The organism is Paenibacillus salivarius (assembly GCF_051307165.1).
In the GTDB taxonomy this organism is placed as follows: Bacteria; Bacillota; Bacilli; order Paenibacillales; family Paenibacillaceae; genus Fontibacillus.
Map to the genome: position 1 here is coordinate 1454058 of NZ_CP195592.1, position 20696 is coordinate 1474753.

General features: G+C 46.2%; 15 protein-coding genes. 8 read left to right on the forward strand and 7 right to left on the reverse strand.

The window, feature by feature from the left end; all coding sequences use genetic code 11:
* Positions 1-19 precede the first annotated feature (19 nt).
* From ACSFXJ_RS06465 to ACSFXJ_RS06475, 3 genes are all read left to right on the forward strand, one after another.
* Complete coding sequence (locus ACSFXJ_RS06465; protein WP_435924377.1) at positions 20-430, forward strand: hypothetical protein; 411 nt, start codon at positions 20-22, stop codon at positions 428-430.
* Positions 431-608: 178 nt separating this feature from the next.
* Entirely contained in the window at positions 609-1013 is a 405-nt protein-coding gene (locus ACSFXJ_RS06470; RefSeq protein WP_435924378.1) for a hypothetical protein, read from the forward strand.
* A 168-nt stretch (positions 1014-1181) separates the two neighbouring features.
* Positions 1182-3251, forward strand: a complete 2070-nt coding sequence (locus ACSFXJ_RS06475) for a hypothetical protein (protein ID WP_435924379.1) — start codon at positions 1182-1184, stop codon at positions 3249-3251.
* 579 nt (positions 3252-3830) lie between these two features.
* Here ACSFXJ_RS06475 and ACSFXJ_RS06480 read toward each other — a convergent pair.
* A complete protein-coding gene (locus ACSFXJ_RS06480) occupies positions 3831-4985 on the reverse strand; it encodes a tyrosine-type recombinase/integrase (protein WP_435924380.1) in 1155 nt (384 codons plus the stop codon).
* Between the two features lie 1204 nt (positions 4986-6189).
* Between ACSFXJ_RS06480 and ACSFXJ_RS06485 the strand changes: the two genes are divergently transcribed.
* Positions 6190-6423, forward strand: a complete 234-nt coding sequence (locus ACSFXJ_RS06485) for a hypothetical protein (RefSeq protein ID WP_435924381.1) — start codon at positions 6190-6192, stop codon at positions 6421-6423.
* A gap of 160 nt (positions 6424-6583) precedes the next feature.
* On the opposite strand, the gene ACSFXJ_RS06490 is transcribed toward ACSFXJ_RS06485, so the two are convergent.
* Complete coding sequence (locus ACSFXJ_RS06490) at positions 6584-7324, reverse strand: Crp/Fnr family transcriptional regulator (protein WP_406879771.1); 741 nt, start codon at positions 7322-7324, stop codon at positions 6584-6586.
* 143 nt (positions 7325-7467) lie between these two features.
* On the opposite strand from ACSFXJ_RS06490, the gene ACSFXJ_RS06495 reads away from it, so the two are divergent.
* The 4 genes from ACSFXJ_RS06495 (at position 7468) to ACSFXJ_RS06510 (ending at position 14222) form a co-directional block, all read left to right on the forward strand.
* A complete protein-coding gene (locus tag ACSFXJ_RS06495) occupies positions 7468-8523 on the forward strand; it encodes an S-layer homology domain-containing protein (protein WP_435924382.1) in 1056 nt (351 codons plus the stop codon).
* Between the two features lie 1186 nt (positions 8524-9709).
* On the forward strand, positions 9710-10765 hold the full coding sequence (locus ACSFXJ_RS06500; protein ID WP_435924383.1) for an S-layer homology domain-containing protein: 1056 nt from the start codon (positions 9710-9712) through the stop codon (positions 10763-10765).
* Between the two features lie 14 nt (positions 10766-10779).
* Positions 10780-13113 (forward strand): fibronectin type III domain-containing protein, encoded by a 2334-nt coding sequence (locus tag ACSFXJ_RS06505; protein WP_435924384.1) that lies wholly within the window; start codon positions 10780-10782, stop codon positions 13111-13113.
* 71 nt (positions 13114-13184) lie between these two features.
* Positions 13185-14222 carry a hypothetical protein gene (locus ACSFXJ_RS06510; protein ID WP_406879775.1) on the forward strand — a complete coding sequence of 346 codons (1038 nt, stop codon included), beginning with the start codon at positions 13185-13187 and terminating at the stop codon, positions 14220-14222.
* A gap of 529 nt (positions 14223-14751) precedes the next feature.
* Here ACSFXJ_RS06510 and ACSFXJ_RS06515 read toward each other — a convergent pair.
* The 5 genes from ACSFXJ_RS06515 to ilvB form a co-directional block, all read right to left on the reverse strand.
* Complete coding sequence (locus ACSFXJ_RS06515) at positions 14752-16083, reverse strand: IS1380 family transposase (RefSeq protein WP_028540286.1); 1332 nt, start codon at positions 16081-16083, stop codon at positions 14752-14754.
* 123 nt (positions 16084-16206) lie between these two features.
* The gene (locus tag ACSFXJ_RS06520; protein ID WP_406879776.1) at positions 16207-16800 is read right to left on the reverse strand and encodes a RadC family protein; all 594 of its coding nucleotides are present in this window, start codon (positions 16798-16800) and stop codon (positions 16207-16209) included.
* 321 nt (positions 16801-17121) lie between these two features.
* Entirely contained in the window at positions 17122-17331 is a 210-nt protein-coding gene (locus tag ACSFXJ_RS06525; protein WP_435924385.1) for a hypothetical protein, read from the reverse strand.
* Positions 17332-18361: 1030 nt separating this feature from the next.
* Positions 18362-18838, reverse strand: coding sequence for an acetolactate synthase small subunit (gene ilvN, locus ACSFXJ_RS06530; protein ID WP_435924386.1), 477 nt, complete (start codon positions 18836-18838; stop codon positions 18362-18364).
* On the reverse strand, positions 18750-20582 hold the full coding sequence (gene ilvB, locus ACSFXJ_RS06535) for a biosynthetic-type acetolactate synthase large subunit (protein ID WP_435924387.1): 1833 nt from the start codon (positions 20580-20582) through the stop codon (positions 18750-18752). The genes ilvN and ilvB overlap by 89 nt, the downstream gene beginning before the upstream one ends.
* Positions 20583-20696: the final 114 nt, after the last annotated feature.

A 20696-nucleotide genomic window follows, 5' to 3' on the forward strand; every position in this document is an offset into this window, starting at 1 on the left:
AGTATAGGAGGAAGATTCAATGAAAAATCAATTTAAGGTTACTTATCGTCAGCAAGTGGGGAAGGTTTATTGGATGCACGAAGAAATCACTCAAGCCGATCAGGTGTTTCCATTGAAAACTAAACTTAGTGGTATGGGTGTTTTGACAGAAAACGATCTGGCCTTTGAAGTGGATTGTCCTGAACTTGAGGAACGCTTGCTTAACAATCGATTTTATGAATTGGATAGTCAAGGAATCCCGGACGAATCTTCTGAAGACTACCCGTTTTATTTGATGCAAGTGCATATTGACGATCAAACCTTTGAGATTGACCCGCAAGAGATCATCCATCACCCGATTTATGAGTTTTACAAGGAACTCCAACGGCATTTCCTAAATCCGAAGGTCATGTTCGATAGGGGGATTATATTTACCGCTACTCTTTACTAAACGAGGGGGAGGCACCCTCTCCCTTTCATTAAAACAAGTCTTTTGTTGACGGATGCCGCTGGTAGTATTCTGTGACCCCCTTGCTCTATGACAACCGAATAGATAACTTCCATGCCTGAAATCCTTGATGGTAAAATATGGATATAAAAACGAGTAATCCATTCAGGAGGTAGACGGGATGAAGGTTAAAGGAATTCTTAAAATGTCCGTAGTTCTCGGTGTCTCAGCTACAACGCTTCGTAAAATGATGCAGCGTGAAGACTTTCCGGTAGATAAATCCGAAGCAGGTTGCTGGGAGTTTGACACTGACGAAGTGTTGCCTTGGTTTAAAAGCCACTACGGATATTTGGAGGGGTTTCAGAATGGAAGTATGGTCACGGCGAGTGGTTTAAAGAAGAAGCTCAAAATAAACCATAAAACGGTTACCCGATGGCTATATGAAGGAATGCCGCACCAAAAGGTTAATCCCAGTTTGGTCGTGATCGACCTAAAAGAAGCGGCAAAGTGGCTAGCAAAACATTCAGAATCGACAAAAATCTACAGTGAACGACTGGAACAGATTATATCCAGCCATGAACACTAAAAACGTACGGTTACAAAAAAAGCGGCCCACGAGGGGCCACTTCAAGGTGATGGACATTCGGTGCTACGAATACCATCGGTGTTGCAATTAGGAGGCGATATTCTGACGCCCCTATTGTAACACCTCCTTGTAGGGCCAACAAGATATATACACAAGGAGGAAACAAGCATGAATAAAGAAGATTTATATGCTCTGGATGAAAATGAACAACATGAACTAGATAACTTTAACATCTGTGACCGGGCAACATTTCAAGCGCTTTTAGATGAGTACGGTGACAAGCTTGATGATGAACGTATAATCAATGCGGTTGTAACCACTGGAAAATGGGATCGTAAAAAAGACCTTAAAACACTTGGAATTATATTTGCTAAATTTAAGGCTAAGCAGGGATTGATCGAGTCTAGTAAAGAGGCAAAAGAGCAAGAGGCAGATCGATTTGTGGATGAAGTCGTTAAAAAAGCTAAAAGAGCATACCATGATCTTCCAACTGGTGTTGTAGAGAGACCTGATGGGTACGAAATTTTAGATATTACTAAAGACGGGCGAGTTATTTCTAGACGATTGACAAACTTTGTATTCAAAAACATTCGCAAAGTACAGATGGATTCGGAAGAAAAAGTGCTTCTCGTTGATATTAAATGCGAAACACAAGCTGTAGGGAAAAACATTATTCTCGATGCGGATAGAACTGTTGAGCGAAAAAAGCTGCTCGCTACGCTCAGAAAGCAGGTTCCTGAAGCTAATATCATTACTACCAAAACAGAAGAAATAGATGAATTGATGACTCACGTAGCTAAGCAAGCTCAGGGAACTGCTATTATTGAGGATTATATGGGAATGTTCTATCACAAAGAAAGTGAAAAATATTATTATGTTGTCAATAAAGTAGGCGGAGGATACACATACATTAAACCCTCCACTATGAACGTTCCAGACAGTGATTTAGTTCTAATCAAGGGTCGTCGGCATGAATCCAACCAAGTGTCTGTACGAAACGTACTGTCTGACACATCTTGGTACAATGCAGCAACGGAACTCCTTTCCATCGTTCCTGCTTCATTGAAGAATCATAAGTCCCTGCTTATGCTCTCTTGGTTCTTTGCTGCACTGGTAAGTCCATGGATGCATAGGGAGCTCGGGCTAAAACTCCCCATCCTATTTATCTATGGAGAGCCCGGAAGTGGGAAATCTACTAACCTGAACCTAATCACTACCTTCTTTGGAAACCCCAATAACGATAGTGTTTCAATGAGTTCCACAAACCAGCCTATCCGGGATGCTATGAGTTGCACCAATGCCTTTGCAATGCTCACAACAGAGTATAATGATAAGGCGAACAATATTACATCGATCATTTTTATGCTGAAGACACTATATGATCGTAGCTCCTATTCAAGAGGTCAAGTGGATCGAAATGATAACTACCCACTACAAGCCCCATGGATCATGCAAGGGAATATGAGAGTCAACAATCAGGCAGTGCAGGACCGTATGCTTCAAATCCTCATTCAAAAGTCAGATCAAAGTCTTGACCGTAAAACAATCAACCAAGCATTACAACGTAAACTTGAGAATACGAAGTTCATTGAGGGTTACCTGCCATACCTTCTGGATCGACAAGATCAATGGAAAGACTGGCATGAAAAAGCATTGCTCTACGTTCCAGAGGACATAGATTCCAGGCAGCTTGACATCACAACCACGCTGGTCATTGGGCTGATGATGATTCAAGACTTGCGTAGAACATTGGGAATGGCTGAGTACACAGCACAAGAAATCGGACAAGTTATTGGACAGATCACTCAATCACGTCTCCAGAACCAAATCCAGCCACAGCACATTCAGTTCCTTGAGCATCTGCAGACCTATCATACTGATCCGCAGATTTACTCAAAGAAAGTGAATGGGGTTAGTGAAACCTACGGCTTTGTGTTCAACCAAGCGTGGTGGCTCAACAAGTACGAGGACTTTTGCAGAGGCAAAGGAAATGACTTTGACAAAAACGTGATTCTAGAAGGCCTGAAGATGCTCGGAGTAACCACTAACAAAACGATTTCTGTACGTGGAAACAAGGCAAAGTGCATCGCGTTCAATCCTCATGAACTGGAAAAAGCCACCCAAGGAATCATCGAAGCGGATGCATGGGTGGAGAACCCACAACAAATCGTAGTAGACTATGATTTTAAAACAGAATCCGAAGACGATGCTAAACAGCCAAAGTTGACAATCAATTAATCAAACTGTCTTTATTCGGAGGACATCCAGCCACGGGGTGTCCTCTTTACTTTGTAAAAGTAGTCCAGCCACACAAAAGTATGGTAACCTGAAGCTAGTTACCCTTAGAATAACGCAGACAAGGTTCCACTTGAAGAGTTAGAACTTCCACGGTAACCTCCGGGTAACCAAGCTTGGTTACCCTCAGACGAACGCAGACAAGGTTCTCCTCAAAAAAAGTAACCTAAAAAAGAAAAAAATAATATATATATAACAAAAAAAACTTTACTCGGTTAAAGAATAAACTTTAGAAGAAAACGAAAAGGCACTTTAAACAAATAAAGTAAAAAGAAAACGTAGAGAAAAGAGTCCACTGTGGCTGGATAAAGCACCCTAAAACGGGGGGGGGGGTAAAGTTTGTAGTTAGAGGTTACAGTTTTGTTAGGAAACCGTAGACAAGGGGTCCCTAAGGGTAACCCGACAAGGTTACCTTCAGGTTACCCTCAGAGGCAGCTCCCCGTAAACAAAACCCTTCTAAGGGTAACCTGACCCGGGTTACCCTCAGAAGCAGCAGTTGGTGGCTGGACAAGCCGAAGCCCCCTACCCTTCGGCAGGAGGCTCTATAACCAGTACTGGTGTTCTCGAAAGCTGTGTCAAGACTTCTGCAACCCCGTCCTCCATCTGTGGAGTTACGTGGGAGTAAATGTCCAGGGTTACTTTGGAGGAAGCATGTCCTAGTCTTGCAGAAACCGCTTTGACGTTGACCCCGCTTTCCAAAAGAAGCGTTGCGTGAGTGTGACGGAGGTCGTGGAACCGGATCTGTGGCAAACCACTCAGGTCCAGAAGTCTGTACCATTCTCGGGCAAAGTTCCTCTGACTTACAAAAGTACCCTTCCACGTTCTAACTACAAAGTCCTTCGGTCTGTTAAAAAGCCTTTCGTCCTTCTCATGTTTCCGCTCTTTGTGTTTCAAAAGTTCATCCATTACGTGCTGTGGCAGGATAATGTCCCGATAGCTGGAGTCTGTCTTGGGGTCACCAACCTTGTAACCCTTCATGTCGCGACTGATGGATGAATCTATGGTTAGGCGGTTCTTTGCAAAGTTAATATTCTCCCAACGAATAGCCAATATCTCCCCCTGTCTAGCTCCAGTGTAAGCAGCTAACAAAAAGGCGATGTACCACCGGCTTTCTCTTGCAATGCGTAAAAAGGTTTGAAGTTCTTCCATCGTCCAGACGTTGAGGTTACGTTTACGTGCAGATCTCGTTACCTTTGGAGGTGTGACATCTTTGACGGGGTTAGCAGCAATCAGTTTCTGTTTGGCCGCTTTGCTAAGTGCTTTAGAGAGCATATTATGCACATGTTTAATCGTTTGTGGAGACTTGCCCTGGTTTCGGAGAGCTTTGTACAGCTTTTCAATATATCCTGCGTTTAAACCGCTTAACTTCACATTGCCAATCTCAGGACCAATATAGTTCTCCAAATAACCGAACAGGTTCTTGAGCCAGCTGGGTTCATAGTTGTCGCTTTCTGCGTCAAGCCAATACTTAAGGTAGTTATAAAGGCTCTCGTCGCTATGCTTTACAACCATATGTTGCCCAACCTCATAGGCCATTTTGATCAGGCCCTGTTCTGCTTCTTCCTTGGTTTCAAAACCGCTTTTGGTCATCCTCCGCTTCTTACCGTCAAGTCCATAGCCAAGTGGCAAAGAGCATTCCCATTTACCATTTTTGCGTTGTCTTACATGTCCCTTCATTGGACCACTCGCCTTTCCTCGATTTTGCGGTCCGATTGTAACCCACGGCTCAACAGCCAACAATTCCACCTCAAGCGGCTTTTAGTCAATGATTCTTAGGGCATGCTGGCTCCGCTGTCCATAGGCAGCAGTTGGTGGCTGGATATTCTCATAACCTCGTCCCGGCAAGAAGCTGACATCGTTACTTGGCCTTAATCAAAACCTCAGTCGTTCAAAAAGCGAGTGTACTTTAGACGAAAGCACAGTGAGGAATAGCGCCTAAACGTACTCTGCGACCAACGCGACCTAAAGCGGCAAGAGAAGTGGGGTTGAGTATACAGAAGTTTCAAGACACTAGGTTCCCTATGAACATAGGAAACTGCTACGTCTTCTCTGAATAGGGGGTACGGTTACCGTGGGCCAAACGTTTGGCTTTTCTGGTTTTGTGGTTGACTTGCCGGGTAAAGTAGCCTTGAAGTCACAAGAGACTAAGAAAGTGCCAAAAAAGCACCACGTTCGGTAAGCCCTCCGAACCTATGGGTCAGAAAGACTTTGGATTTTCCCTATAGACATAGGAGATACCCTATTTTGAAGCTTCAAAGTCTCCACCCCCGTTATCTAGAGACTCGGAAGCAAAAGTGTTCAGAAGAAAGCTCTTTGTTCACTCGCGCAGTCGAACGTTATCGAAAGATCACTAGACTTGTTTGACCAGAGAGGCTTGTATAAAGGGCAAGTCGGCGTTTTGAATGCTAGGTCCGGTTGCTTCCGGAGTGGCTGGACCTTTCCAATCTTCGGGACTCCGAACAACGCCTTAAGCCCTTTGTCCATGTAGCAAAGGGTATATTCATGAGAATAGAGGGAGTGAATACACCCTCGAATACGTGTTAAACAACCTGTCCCTTATGTTTAACACGGAGACAAAGTTTGCCCGATAGCCAGCATCTTAGTCCAACTGTTAAACAGGCATCTCTCCTTGTTTAACAATCAGCTTAAATACCTTTCATTCATATGATTTTCTTCTATTTGTTAAACAAGAACTTCACTTTAATACTCCTTGTTTAACAAATAGTCAAAAGCTCTCCCAATGAAATTTGCTTAGGCCATTTGCTAAACAGACATTCCTTCTTGTTTGACAAATAGCTAAAGGTGAATTCGACAATGATTGACAAAATGCCCCATTGAAAAGGTACAATCGGCCCATCAAGTGAGGGGGAGTGATGGGCTCATGGAGCGACTCATGAGGAAGAAAGACTTTCAGGCTTTGATGGGGGTACAGAGTAAAACAATCACAGGATGGTTCGCGTTGGGGCTACCACATTATAACCCTTCTATCAACGTTTGCTATATAGATCTTGAGCAAGCCATTTTGTGGTTTGAGCGGCAAAAGAGTGGTGTACTCCGTGCCCGTGGGCAAAGGCTTGAAGAAGTATTACTTGCAGACAAAGTTCTTGTTGGGTAACATTGGGGTATAAAAAGTACAGGAGAGTTAAGGACGAACCCCCAGTTCTGAAAACACCATAGAGGATCAACAAGCAAAGGACCACTCAAGTAGCCAGAGTGGTCCTTTGCTTATATTTGTGACTTGCAACACAAAAACTTTGTAGTGTGAAACACAGAAGTTAATTCATGCTACTGGTATAATAACTGCAGTAAGAATGCCACCTCCGAGCATCAGTTGGACCTGTTCCCCCAGCAAGCTGGTACAACTTTTTGAGATCTAAAATAGTGATCATTCGTTCACGAAGTTGAATGATTCCATCCTGTTGTAATTCTTGTAAAGCTCTAGTGGCAGATTCTCTCCCGATTCCAACCATGTTGGCTAGATGCTGTTGTGTGGTTTTCCAGTCGATTAGATATCCATGGTCAGTTTGTTTGCCAAAGTTGGCATAGAGGTCCAGCAAGAGGTTGGCAATACGTACTCGTGAATCAAGAAAAGCTAAGTACTCGATCTTTCGATCAGCTTGGGCTAGACGGTCACTAACTATGTATAATATTCGTCTGAGAATTTCGGGTTGTTCAACTATGAGTTCTTCTAGAGCTTTGATTTCGATTTTCCAAAGCATAGTTGTCTCAAGAGCCGAGACGGAAGCTAGTCGTCTCTTATCATGATGCACCGCTTCTAGTTCTCCGATTGGTTGTCCCGGAAATTGATGACCCAGAACAATGATCCGATCATCTTCTTGTCTGAAGATTTGTAATGTTCCACTTTTAACGATGTACATCTCATTAGCCAGGTCGCCTTGATAAAACAACACTTGATTCTTAGTTAGGGTAAGGCTACTAAACCTTGATAATACTGATAGTTCGTCCTGAAAATCAATACCTTCAAAGAAAGGCGTATGTAAAACACTAGTATACATAAGCAAGCCTCTTTTGACAGTAGATTGGTGACTGACATGCAGGTGAATCTAAATTCGATTATATCAGCTAAATAATTGTGAGAGAAACTTTCGTAAGATAAAATTTACATAACATTCTAACGGAAAGGAAAGGGTGAGTTAAAATGAAACGTACTAAAGTTTTAACCGTAGCGTTTCTGGCAGCTTCGTTGGCATTCGGATCCCTTGCCTCTGCTGCTTCTTTTAAAGACGTTAAATCCAGCCACTGGGCATATAATACAATCAGTTGGGCTACGGATTCTGGGATCGCAAAAGGTTATCCGGACAATACGTTTAAACCAAGCCAAGCAGTGAGTGAGGAAGAGTTTTTGTCGATGCTGATTCGGTCTTACAAAGACCCAGCAGACGTTGCTTCGCCGCCATATTGGTCTTACAAATACTACTTGACAGCAAAATCGCTCAATTACCCTGTATCAAATAACCGGACATCAGTTATTACTCGTACTTGGGTAGCTGAAATTGTTGCAGCAACTCAAGGCAAAAACTACTCGGGAACAAATGCCATTAAGTACATGTTGGCTAATGGTTTGGCTAATGGTAAAGCAGGGAACACAGTAGAAGGATATAAAGGGAGTGACAAACTCACTCGCGCTGAAGCCGTAACATTTATTAAGAACGTTATTGATAAACGTGCAAGTGATGAACTTTTGGCTCGTCCAACTGTTCCAAGTGACCCAAATGAAATTGGCCAAGTGCCTGGAGGCAACACCAACCCAACTAAGCCAGACCCTGAAATTGGTAAAGTTGGCGATGGTGAAGATAAGGTGTTGTTGGATCGTGCCCAAAAGGTGGCTAATGCTATCAGGGGTACTGGATATCAAGTTAAATACAACACTGAAAGTGCTGGAGTATTTATTAAAGACCTATCTAATGGCAAAGTATTCTTTGTTTATTATAATGATAGTTACAGAGACCCTAAATACGGTGTTATAATGCAGTATGATAATCTAAATAAAAATGATGGCACAGCCAACATTCGTGCAGACTATTTGGATGCAATTGTTAAGGCTATGAATGCTCTCGGTGTAAAAGTAGGCTCTGACTTTAAATCGGCTTTGCAAAAAGCTGAAAACACTGGAGAAGAACAAACATTTAAAGCAGGTGGTGTAACGTACCACATCACGCCAGCTAATTTGGGTTCAGGTATAATTTCGGAATAAGGCCGATTGAATCAAGGCCCCTCTAGAGTGTTGGACTCCAGAGGGGCCTCAGTATATCTCAAGAGAGCAGGCAAAACCTCTTACCGAGATTGATTTGGTGAGAGGTTTTGCCTATTTCGAATAACCCTATATTGACCCAGCCGTTTTTATTAATTTACAATTTATTACAAAATGATAGGTAGGAGGTTAAATATGAAGAGAATACTCTCTGTGGCCTTATCTTCTGCACTTGTTGCGTCAAGCATTTTGGCAACAATCGATGGACGAGTCCACAAAAAGTCGCTGCAGACCCGATAGACCCTTCAATGAGTGCTTGTCCAAATATATTTAGTCCAAGCATTATGGCGGAGGGCGCACCAGACCCGGTAAGCAGCATTAGTTCATAACGAGACCCTTTAGGATTCGATATCTTGAAGGGTCTCATTTTATCTATTTCAGTATTGAAAGTAGTTCTTTTTATTTGAAGACCTTTAGTTGAGCTACGGATTTAGAATGAATATCCGGACTTGGGGACTTATGGCCAAAGAAGTTTGGCTTCAGCTGGGAAGGCTTTGCGGAAAGCCCCATCCCACCCTCCTTTTCGTCCATTCTTATTAACCCAATTGAGAAGTTGATGATACGCAGTATACTGATTCTTTCTTTTTAGTTCCTTAATGGCTTCTCCATACGTCCACTTGGGCTTCCTAAGGAGTTTGAGAAGATGTCTTAGGACCAGGTATGAAATTTGAATAGGGTTCACCAAGTATCACCTCCATAGTCTGATTAATATGTTACACGTTATTCCACCGCACATTCTATAAAAAGTCAATAGCCCTTGCTCATTATTTTTAGAGCAAGGGCTATTTGTGTTCTATGACACAGTTCCTTGGTGTTCCATGATACGGATGATTTGAATGAGTAAAGTTATCATATTCTTAGCTAAATGCTTCAAATATATATAATTGACAAAATAATCCATTTTGCTGGTAGAATCCCCGTAGAAACACTGAGGGGTGGTGTTGGTGGTTGAACTGAGACGCAAAGAGCTTGTCAAATGGCTTGGCATCTCCGACAGAACTCTGAGTAGATGGATTAAGCGCAAGCTCCCTTTCACCATAGTCAGAGAGGGCTTTCTGGAGCATCAGGTATTTGACATAGAAGAAGTACTGTTGTGGATGAATCAACAATCCAAGGAGGTTAAACGAAAATGAAAACAAAATTTACAAAATCCGTATTGACAGCTATCTTGGCCTTGGCTCTCATGGGACAAGCTAGTGCTCTTGCAGCACCAGGTGGTTTTAAGGACGTCCCATCCAGTCATTGGGCTTACAACACGATCATGTGGGGGCAACAAAACAAGGTGGTCGAAGGGTTTCAAGATCAAACGTTTCGTCCTTCTCAAGGAGTCAACGAAAGCCAGTTTCTAGCCATGTTACTTAGATCGTTCAAGATAGACATTCCTGTTGCACAAGCTGGCGAGAACTGGAGCACACCATACTACACTCTGGCGAAGTCGCTTAATTATCCAGTGACAGGCAACGTAAATGCAGTGATCACCCGGACAAGTGTTGCTGAACTGGTCGCTGCTACTCAAGGTAAAAACTACTCTGGGACAAATGCGATCAAGTATATGCTAGCAAAGGGTCTTGCGCAAGGTAAGACTGGAAATTCTGTGGATGGATACCAGGGAAATGATACTCTGACACGTGCAGAAGCTGTTCAATTTATTAAGAACGTCTTGGACAAGCTGGATACTACTGAACTTCTTCCTCGTCCAACCACACCAAGTGATCCAAGTGAACTGGAAGGTATCCAAGATGGTTCAAACACGGTGGTTGACCGTGAACTCGAAAAGATCGGTAAGGGTGAGGATCAACAGTTGGCTGGACTCGCAACGAAAGTCAACAATGCGCTGAAAGGCACAGGGTTTAATGTATTCTACAACGTTGAGCAAGGAGCACTTGGCGTAGATGATCCCAAAACGAATCGTATAATGTTTTTATACTTCAAAGAGCCTATGTATGATGGGACAATTATCCAATATGCAAACCTTGCCAATGAAGCTGGGACGGAGTGGATTCCAGAATACGTTGATGCCATTGTCAAAGCTATGAATGCCCTGGGTGTTAAAGCGGATGCTTCTTTCTATAAGGCATTCAAAGAAGCTGTATATAGTGGCAAGGAGAAGAGTTTCAAAGCTGGCAATGAAACACTGTATATTAAGCCGTCCAAAGGTGCTGGAGACGGTTTTATCTCTAAATAATGGAGGTGATCGTCATGAGAAAGATCATTTCATTTGTGTTATCAGCCTCTCTGGTTTCTGGCATTATAGTGGCTGGACTGGGTATTGAACCTCGGAATATCTCTGCTAAGCCTCTTGACCCTTCTCTTGCTGCTTGTACTTCAATCTTTCTGCCAAGCGTTAAGGAAGAGTTTGAACGGATGGATCTTAAATCAACAATTACTATTGGTGGACTTGGTGGAAGCGGGCAAACATATCCTCTGGATTGGAAGAAACTTGATCAAGAGAAATTGGTTGTATACGGTGGGCCTGAGGATATTCAGAAAGATCCTGACTACAATCAGGATTATGATTCATCCACTAAACAGTACCGCTATTTAGGTTATGGGTCAGGTAAGAACGCTTATTTCAACAAAGATTTCCCACCAGATGCCACCGCAACAACTGATGTCAGTACCCGTGACTGGATCAAAGAACCCTGGGAAAAGACTCTCAATAGTTCATATCCTAACAAGCAGGCCGAGTGGTATTGGCAGACTTCATCAGAACAACGTGCCGAATGGCTCAAAGGCATCTATGACAAGTACACCAAGAATACAGTCAATAAAGCGGGCAATTGGACTAAGTTCCCTAAACCCTGGAATGAATATATCGACCAGTTCTTTGTATGGCAACAACAGCCTGGCCCCTTGTTCCCCGGTACAGTCACAGGTTGGCATACCAGAGGTTCAACCGATTGGTACGACACCTTCTATATTTCTCCTACGGAAACACTCGTCGGGGACATGGCAATTAATCCTTTCGATGCTCAAGTGAACGAAGCCAATCGTACCGTGGGGATTAACATTTGGAGTAACTTCCAGTACAGACAAACAGCTGATCTCAAGTACAAGTTCTCAGAAGATGCCGATGGAACAAGATTACTTGAAACAGACAAGACACTTCCGGCAGAAGCCTTTGACGGATATGCTTCAACTGGAGCCAAGAAATATCCAGCCATCACATCGATCAAAGCTGATCTTTTAACTCCAGTCACCGCAAGTAGTATTTGTAAAGATGCTGAAAGAATTGCGAATGTAGTCAACACCACACCTAAAGTTATTCTCGATCATGCCTATACACAAGAAGCTAAGACACTCATGGTTGGAATCTTCGGGGACTATGCAGAAACTACCAAGAGCATACCGATTCCAGAAACCGCATGGGAAAAGTTAGCTTTAGGTGAACAGGTCTACCTTACCGTATCAATCAACAGCAAGAAGTCACCAGATGAATTATTGTGGGAAAATAACAAAGCTGTTTGGCTCCTTTCCGCTGGGACATTCAAGACCCCGCCAATCTACTTCAAGGATATTACTAAAACTTCGTCTATTGCCTATTGGAATCCGTTGCCAGAAGAAACCGTCGATCATTACGAACTCACCTGTACGGATACCAACACCATGAGAAACACTGGTAAAAACGCCGAGTGGGCACTCACTGGATTGGCGCCAAACACGACATATAACTGTAAGCTGGAGGCGTTTAACCCGGAAGGGCAAAGTGGTGGCATCGAGGAAGGTTCGTTCACTACCCTGCCAGATGATACGGTTACTCCTCCACCAGCGGATGGTGTAACTACGCCACCTAGTCCGGGCGGTTCTGGTAGCGGCTGGAAAGAGATTGGTCTAATCCGTGAAATTGGGGCTGTGAAACAGTCCGAGCCGATCTCCACGGCTTATCCGAAGACAGTCAACGACTATTCGGCCATCAAGTCCAATACGAGTTTAGCTAACACCTACACTCCATATTTTGGCGAAAAAATTGGTATGTATGCAATACCGAACATTGGAACAGCAACTTACACATGGAACTTTTCTTACACGGATAGCGAGTGGGATAGTTGTAAGTCCACAGACTCCGAGGGCAAATGTGTTGGTGGGTCTGTATCCGTAACCCGTACTGCCACAGACAGCTGCACGGTTAAGTACCCAATGGCTGGACCTACGGGTCTTGGGTCTACAACCTCCAACCCAATGGGTAGAACGGTTGCCATTACGACAAAATGGGGCAAAACTGGGGTAGCCAAAGTCACTGACGTAGAATCCGGCGAATGTAGAGGCTCACACCCCAGAGACCCGAGCCCATACAAGTTCACATATTATTACCCAACCATGATCGAGATTGCGCCTACGCTCTTGATCGACAAAGGATTTGATCCAACTTACCAAAAGATTGAAGACGCTTGGAAAGATATGTGGATTTCGATGGAAGCGTCCAGCTACTCCATTGGTTCTGATGGACGTTCTCTTTCTGGAACAGCTAGTCCAGCCACCATCAGTTTCAAGATGCTCTGGAGCCGTTATGGAAACATCGGAACAGGAGGTTAATAAAAGCAACACAGGGGGAGGTTCAATCGGGCCTCCCTCTTTCTATTACTTTAAAGATTGGAGGACAACCCATGAATCTATCCAGACATTATTATTCACCACATAATCAATTGCCGTTCCTCTACGTGTTGTACCAATATGATTGTCTACACACCAAGGACATGGCTCGATTGCTCCATATGAACAGTGATGTTGTGTCGAGGTATATGAAAGCCTTGGAAGAATCCAGTTATGTTAAAAGTTATCGATATCAATCCCGTGTTTATTGGCATTTAGTCACTGATGGAATCGCCTACTTGGAAAAACTTCTGAAAGAAACTTTGCCTATTCATTACGGTACTGGACACCCTTCTAGAGAACACAAGCAGAAGTTACATCACGATTTACATGGGACTCTCTTTGCAATGAGTATGGTGGAGCAAACCGTCCCAGACGAGACTGGCTTGATCACTTGGATTGGTCCGACTTTGACTAAAACACTGTATCCCAAGAGCATGGACAATGGCTTTGTTGAAACGATTGTGCCATTCTATAATCCTGATTTGTATTTGGAGTATGTGTGCGAAGGTCGAATCGGATGCCTAAACGTTGAGATTGATGCATCTAGGCAAACAGCATCTGAATGGAAGATGAAAGTACAGAAAAGCCGTGTGAGTGTACTTATGGGCTTCTATCGTTCAACTACGGACTGGCTCACCATTGCCTTTGTGACACTTCGTGGAGAGCAATTCCTCCAGAATACTCTGGCAATACTCGTAGACGAGTTTGTTGGGCATGTGAATCCGGTCTTGGTGGTGGCTACAACCTTTGAGCAACTGTCAGAACAAGGACCCTATGCCCCGATCTGGTTGTCTAACGATGGAACGGATACCAAGTATGCTTTAAAAGATTTGACAATCTTGGAATGGAATCATGAGGAAAGACCCTTGCTGATCGGGACCAATAGCTGGCTGGATGCTCTGAAAGGTGGAAGGCTTAATCTTTACACATATGCAAACCCTTGGATTAGCAAGGTCCGGCCATGGAATGAATATATCCCGCAAGAGGAACGGAGAGCGGCAAGACTGCAAGAGAAGTTAGACGCTAGACGAAATGCGAGTGGAGAATAACTTGAGGGTAAATTCAGGGCTTTAGACTAAATGACATAGACAGTCGGAGTTTGAAACATCTTGTACGGCTAGAAGAGAAACATGGTCAGAATGATGCGGATATATATTAAAAGTAATAGCAGGATGTAGGTGTGTTCAGTTATAGATTATGTGGGAATATTTTGTGGCTGGCTTGACTAGTGACAAGTATGTATGAGTATGTGCGAATCGCTGTGTACCTTGTTTTACGGTTTGAGTGGGCTTGTGACTTGGTTCTAGTTAAGGTATAAATGGGCCAAAGAAAGATTTTGTAAGGATGGGTGACACAGCGACGCATATAGGCATAAAAAGTTACCTGAATCCGTGATATTTGCTAAATCGTTCTAATGTGACGGATTCAAAATCAGATTATACTCTCCTGGAGATGGCCACCGGGATGGATTTGCCAATCCTTTGAAGCTTCAATGAGGCCTGAACGACAAATTTGTGCATGCCAGATAAACCTGCGAAATTGCAGGTTTTGAGTAAAACGATTCGTTTCGATCCATGCTCATGCAAACGCGTGGTAAATCCGCTCCAATACGGGGGACCATGGGCTGTTCTTGCCAAAGTTAAACCATATCCCTCGGGCGTGTCGTATCAACCGCACCGCCATGTAGATGATATTCTGGATCACCGTCCGAATCCGGCGTCGCTGCACATTGCCGCGTATAGGCGCATCGTCTTTGCGCAGACTCTCCTGCCCCATGATGCGCAGCAAATTGTACGCAAACACGCCTGCGTGCAACACGAGATGATTGGTTTCAAATTTCCCGGACGGCAACCGTTCCAAATCCAGATCCGTCTTGATTTCACTATGAAATTGCTCGCTGGTGCCGTGATCCCGGTATAACTCAATCACCCGCCATGGTGCACAGCGAAGCGAAGTCCAGTATACATCCACTTCCAGTTCGGGAACCAGCAGGATTTGTCCATCTCGGTCAATCGTTCGCTCGATCACATGGAAGACTTGTCGAAGAGGGCGGTCAAATCCTTTCTCCGGAAACTCGATGAACCCGACATATTCTTTCTTGCCTTCGCGTTGCTCGCAGCAGATGCCCGAGGTCTCGGCAACGTGCAACCAGGCCTCCTTGGGGTCCCTGCGAAGGTTCACTTTGATGATGTAGTCCACATTCTCACGGTGACACACATGCAGATTCTCGAGGCTGTCGTTTCCTGCATCCATGCGCACGAGCATCGGCTGATCCGTGATGCGCCGTGCATAGGCAATACTTTGGGTCAAGAATGCCGCGGTGCCGTTCTGGACATGGGTGCTGCCTTCCCGCAATTCGACATTGACGCCGTACCCCTCTTGCCCCAGATAGGCAAAGATCGGCGCATAGCCGTCCACGCCTTTGTACGTGCGGGAAACGCCTTCTTTCTTGGTACCGGAGTTGTCGAAGGGGGAAACGTCGATGTCCAGCGGGATGTAAACACGAGATCCGGCCTGAACTCCGGTCAACGGCGCCTGGATGCGACGGATCAGATCAGCGGATTCCTCAAGCAGAATCTCGTTCCATCCCGCCTTCGTTTCCGCCGCGCGCTCCAGGCGTTGGCGAAGCGTCGGGCTGGAGGGCACGCGCTGCAGTTGCAGACTGATCTGAAAGACATCGTCGTTCCGAAACGGCTCAATGTGATCGAAATCGCTTTTCCCTTGACACAGCAAGCCGATGTAGCTTTTCATCACGTCGGAGTGAGAATGATACGGATGTTCTACATCTGTGAGTCGGGTATGGTTAAGGCGTTTTGTGAGTTTGGTATGTGCCAGCAAGGCACCGACGGTAGCGAGACCGGCATGGGTGGACAGAATGAGTTCGTTGGATCGGACAAAACGGATTTTCATCATGCACCCCACAGGTGAATGGCTTTGAAGGTTCCAAATACTTGAATAATTCGCCTTCTTGGCTGCATTTTCCTGTGTCCGCCTCAGGATTTATTTGTTCAAGTTCACGGATTCAGGAGTTAGTTAATAGCCTTGTTGTTTGAGTGAGATATAGTTGTTGTTGCCGAATATGATGTGGTCGAGTAGGTCGATGCCGATGATAGTTCCAGTTTGTTGGAGTCGCTGAGTTACAGCAATATCTTCTTCGCTAGGTGTTGGGTTGCCGCTTGGATGGTTGTGGGCACATATAACGCTAGCGGCGGCATAGAGTATAGCAGGACGGAAAACCTCTCGTGGATGGACGACTGCGGCATTAAGAGTGCCAAGACTGATTTGTTTGCAAGCAATGAGTCGATTCTTGACGTTCAGGTAAAGGCAGTAGAAAAGTTCTTGGTTGCGGAATGCAAATTTGCTACGGAGTAGTTCGGCTACATGTTCAGGTGTACGAATTAGTTTGGGTGTGCGTTGTGGAGCGGTCATAAAGTGCAATAGGGATTTGATACTTTTAATCTGGTGGATGGATAGACCAGAATACTTGGCGAGACACGAAGGGGTTGTTTCAAGAATATCTTCGGCAGTCGGGTACAGTTCGAACAGTTTGTCTACAGACGTCTTGTTTAGCGAAAGCGCGTGACTGAGCATCTGAGATAGTCCTTGGTGGCTTTGTAAGTTTAGCATACACGGTCTCCTTTGAGTTTTCTGCCTGGATTCTAACATACGTATACTCTTTGCACAATTACCTTGCCCCCGAGACGTTTGTTCCAAGTTCGACTTACCAAAACTGAGAGAGGAAGACACCGACAAAGGCTTGCTGGGCTTGGAAGGTACTCGGAGACAGCCGTTGAACAGCCCGTGGACAGCAAACGGACAGCAGAGACTTGGAAGTGAGAGCTAAACAAGTCTCTCCCGTTCATCCCCACTATCCCTCAGAAAGTCTGGTACGGGTTCTCGGAGAATTATCCCCATGTTCTCAAGTTAAAAAGGCAGTCTTTTCGACAGTCAGCCTTCTAAGCCGTCGGTCGGGGGTTCGAATCCCTCCTGGGACGTATAATAAAGAGCCAGTTCATTGAACTGGCTCTTTTTACGTCCAGGGATGAGAACCTCGTGGAGTTCGTCGGAGTGAGACGGTCCGCGCGTGGCGAGACCGGCGAGCGGAGTCTCGCGCCGAAGGGCGAGTACCCCGACCTGGGACATATACAGCCAGTTCATTGAACTGGCTCTTTTTACGTCCAGGGATGAGAACCCTCGTGGAGTTCGTCGGAGTGAGACGGTCCGCGCGTGGCGGACCGGCGAGCGGAGTCTCGCGCCGAAGGGCGAGTACCCCGACCTGGGACATATACAGCCAGTTCATTGAACTGGCTCTTTTGGCGTACCGGGGATGAGAACCCCCGGTGAGGTTCGTCGGAGTGCGACGGTCCGCGCGTGGCGGACCGGCGAGCGGAGTCTCGCGCCGAAGGGCGAGTACCCCGACCTGGGACATATATAGAGCCAGTTCAGAACTGGCTCTTTTTACGTCCAGGGATGAGAACCCTCGTGGGATTCGTCGGAGTGAGACGGTTCGCGCGTGGCGGACCGGCGAGCGGAGTCTCGCGCCGAAGGGCGAGTACCCCGACCTGGGACATAACACAAAGGCTCCTATTGCGGAACTTTTGTCGTACCAGGAGACTGAAACCCCCAAGTTGAGGTCAACGAAGTGAGGTTACCTGTTGAATTGTGTACGATATTTCATACAGAATTGCACGAAATACGGAAAATCGCCGAATTGTGTACGATATTTCATACAGATTTGCGCGAAATACGGAAAATCGCCGAATTGTGTACGATATTTCATACAGATTTGCACGAAATACGGGAAATCGCCGAATTGTATACGATATTTCATACAGATTTGCACGAAATACGGGAATTCGCCGAATTGTGTACGATATTTCATACAGAATTGCACGAAATACGGGAAATCGCCGAATTGTATACGATATTTCATACAGATTTGAGCGAAATACGGAAAATCGCCGAATTGTGTACGATAATTCATACAGATTTGCGCGAAATACGGAAAATCGCCGAATTGTGTACGATTTTTCATACACATTTACATTTAAAACGGTTGCGTATGGTGAACTATGGTGGACCGATGGGCAGAGCCTTCGCGCCGGATCGAGAGTAATCGTCCTGGGACGCCGCAAAAAGAGCCAATTCATTTAGAATCGGCTCTTTTTGCGCCCAGGGATAACAACCCTTAGCAGCGCGACATGGACGCTTCACCCGTCCGGCTTAACGAGATGATTCCGTACGGCGAGAGCAGCCGCCAGACGGCTTCATTTTTTGCGGCTTCCCCCGTCACTTGGATCATCAGGGAATCCGTTCCGACATCGGTGACCGACCCGTGAAACGGCTTTAATACCGCGAAAATTTCCTGCCTTTGCTCCGGCTTGCAGCGCAATTTGATCAGCATCAACTCGCGGGAAATTTTGAAATCTTCCTCCAATGGAGCGACTTTGATAACATCGATCAGTTTTCTCAGCTGGACGATGATTTGATCGCGCATCTTGCGATTCCCCGCCGCGATGATGGTCATCCGCGATATTCCCGGCGTCTCGGAGGCACCGACGGTAATGCTTTCGATATTATACCCGCGCCGGCTGAATAATCCGGCGACTCTCTGCAGAACCCCCGCCTGATTGTTGGTCCATACGGCGATCGTATGTCTTTCCATCTCCATCACCCCCTATGATCATATCCTTGAGGGCCATTCCCTGCGGTACCATGGGATAGACCAATTCATCCCGGTCCACGACAAAATCGATCAGCACGGGACCCGGATATTCCAGCGCTTCTTTCCATGCCTCCCGAGCCTCTGCTTTGTTGCTTGCCCGCAGCCCTTTGATTCCGTAAGCCTCCGCAAGCTTCACGAAATCCGGGCTGCCCGACAGGTCGATATGGCTGTGCCGCCCGTCGTGGACAAGCTCCTGCCATTGCTTGATCATGCCGAGGGTCCGGTTGTTAATCACGACGATTTTGACGGGGATGCCGTTAATTGCGCAAATCGCCAGCTCCTGGGCGCACATCTGCATTCCCCCGTCCCCGTTGATGGAGACGACCACGCGGTCGGGACAGCCGATCTGGGCTCCGATCGCGGACGGAAAACCGAATCCCATCGTCCCGAGACCGCCGGAAGTGATGAGGCTCCTCGGCCGGATGTACTGCCCGAATTGGGCCGCCCACATTTGATGCTGTCCTACGTCGGTCGTAATAATGGCCTCGCCGCCTGTTGTGGATGCGATCAGTTCTATGACATATTGGGGTTTCAGAGAAACATCGCTGTCCGCATAGCGGAGGGGATGACTCCGTTTAATCTCTTCGAGTTCCTTGATCCATGCGGAGCCGGCTGTACGTTCCCGGGATGTCACCGAATAACCGCATGGCTTGAGTTCGGTAATTAGTTCGGACAATACGGCCCGGGCATCGCCGACCATGGAAATGGAGTTCCGCACCAATTTGCCCATTTCCGCTGCATCGATGTCGATATGGGCGATTTTGGCTTGCGGCGCGAATCCGTCGAGCCGCATCGTCAGACGGTCATCGAACCGGGAACCGACCGATATCAGCAAATCGCAGGAAAGTATGGCGCGGTTTGCGGCGACGCTGCCGTGCATCCCGGCCATGCCAAGCGCCAGGGAGTCGTTCGTCGGGAAGCTTCCGAGCCCGAGCAGCGTCGAGGCGACGGGGATACCGAAACTTCGCGCCAATTCGGCCAGTTCCCGTTCCGCCCCGGCATGGATGACTCCGGCACCGGCAATCAAAAGCGGTCTTTCGGATTCCCGGATCGCCTCGGCCAGGGCATGTACGTTTTTCGTCGCAATGGGAGGTGAAGGGATATACCCCCGGATCGATACGGATTCCGGATATACAAATTCGGTCGAGTCTGAGGAGACGTCTTTGGGAATATCGATCAAAACAGGTCCTTTGCGTCCCGTGTTCGCCAAATAAAAAGCTTCCCGCAAAATTCGCGACAGCTCCCTGACGTCCCTTACGGTGTAACTATGCTTGGTCACCGGCTGGGTGATCCCTACAATATCCGCTTCCTGAAAAGCATCGGTTCCGAGCAGGCCGGTTGCGACATTTCCGGTAATGACCACCAGCGGCACGCTGTCCATATAGGCCGTTGCGATTCCGGTTACGAGATTCGTCGCGCCGGGACCGGACGTAGCCAAACAAACTCCGGTGCGTCCGGTTGCCCGGGCGTAACCGTCGGCGGCATGGACGGCCCCTTGCTCATGCCGGGTCAAAATATGCTTAAACTCCGGATTTCCGTGCATGGCGTCATAAATGTAAAGGACGGATCCCCCGGGATATCCGAAAACGCACTCCACTTCCTCAAGCAGCAAGGTCCGCAGCAAAATTTCCGAACCGCTGATTCTTTCCTTTTTCATCAATTTTTCACGATCATAACGGGCCATTGCTCATCTCTCCTTTCCCCAAAAATCTAACATGGCGCCGGCCTGGAGAGTACTACCCATTCCGTTACTTTGATAGTATACTTTTGGCTAAACTTGTAATTTGGCGGGGGGATA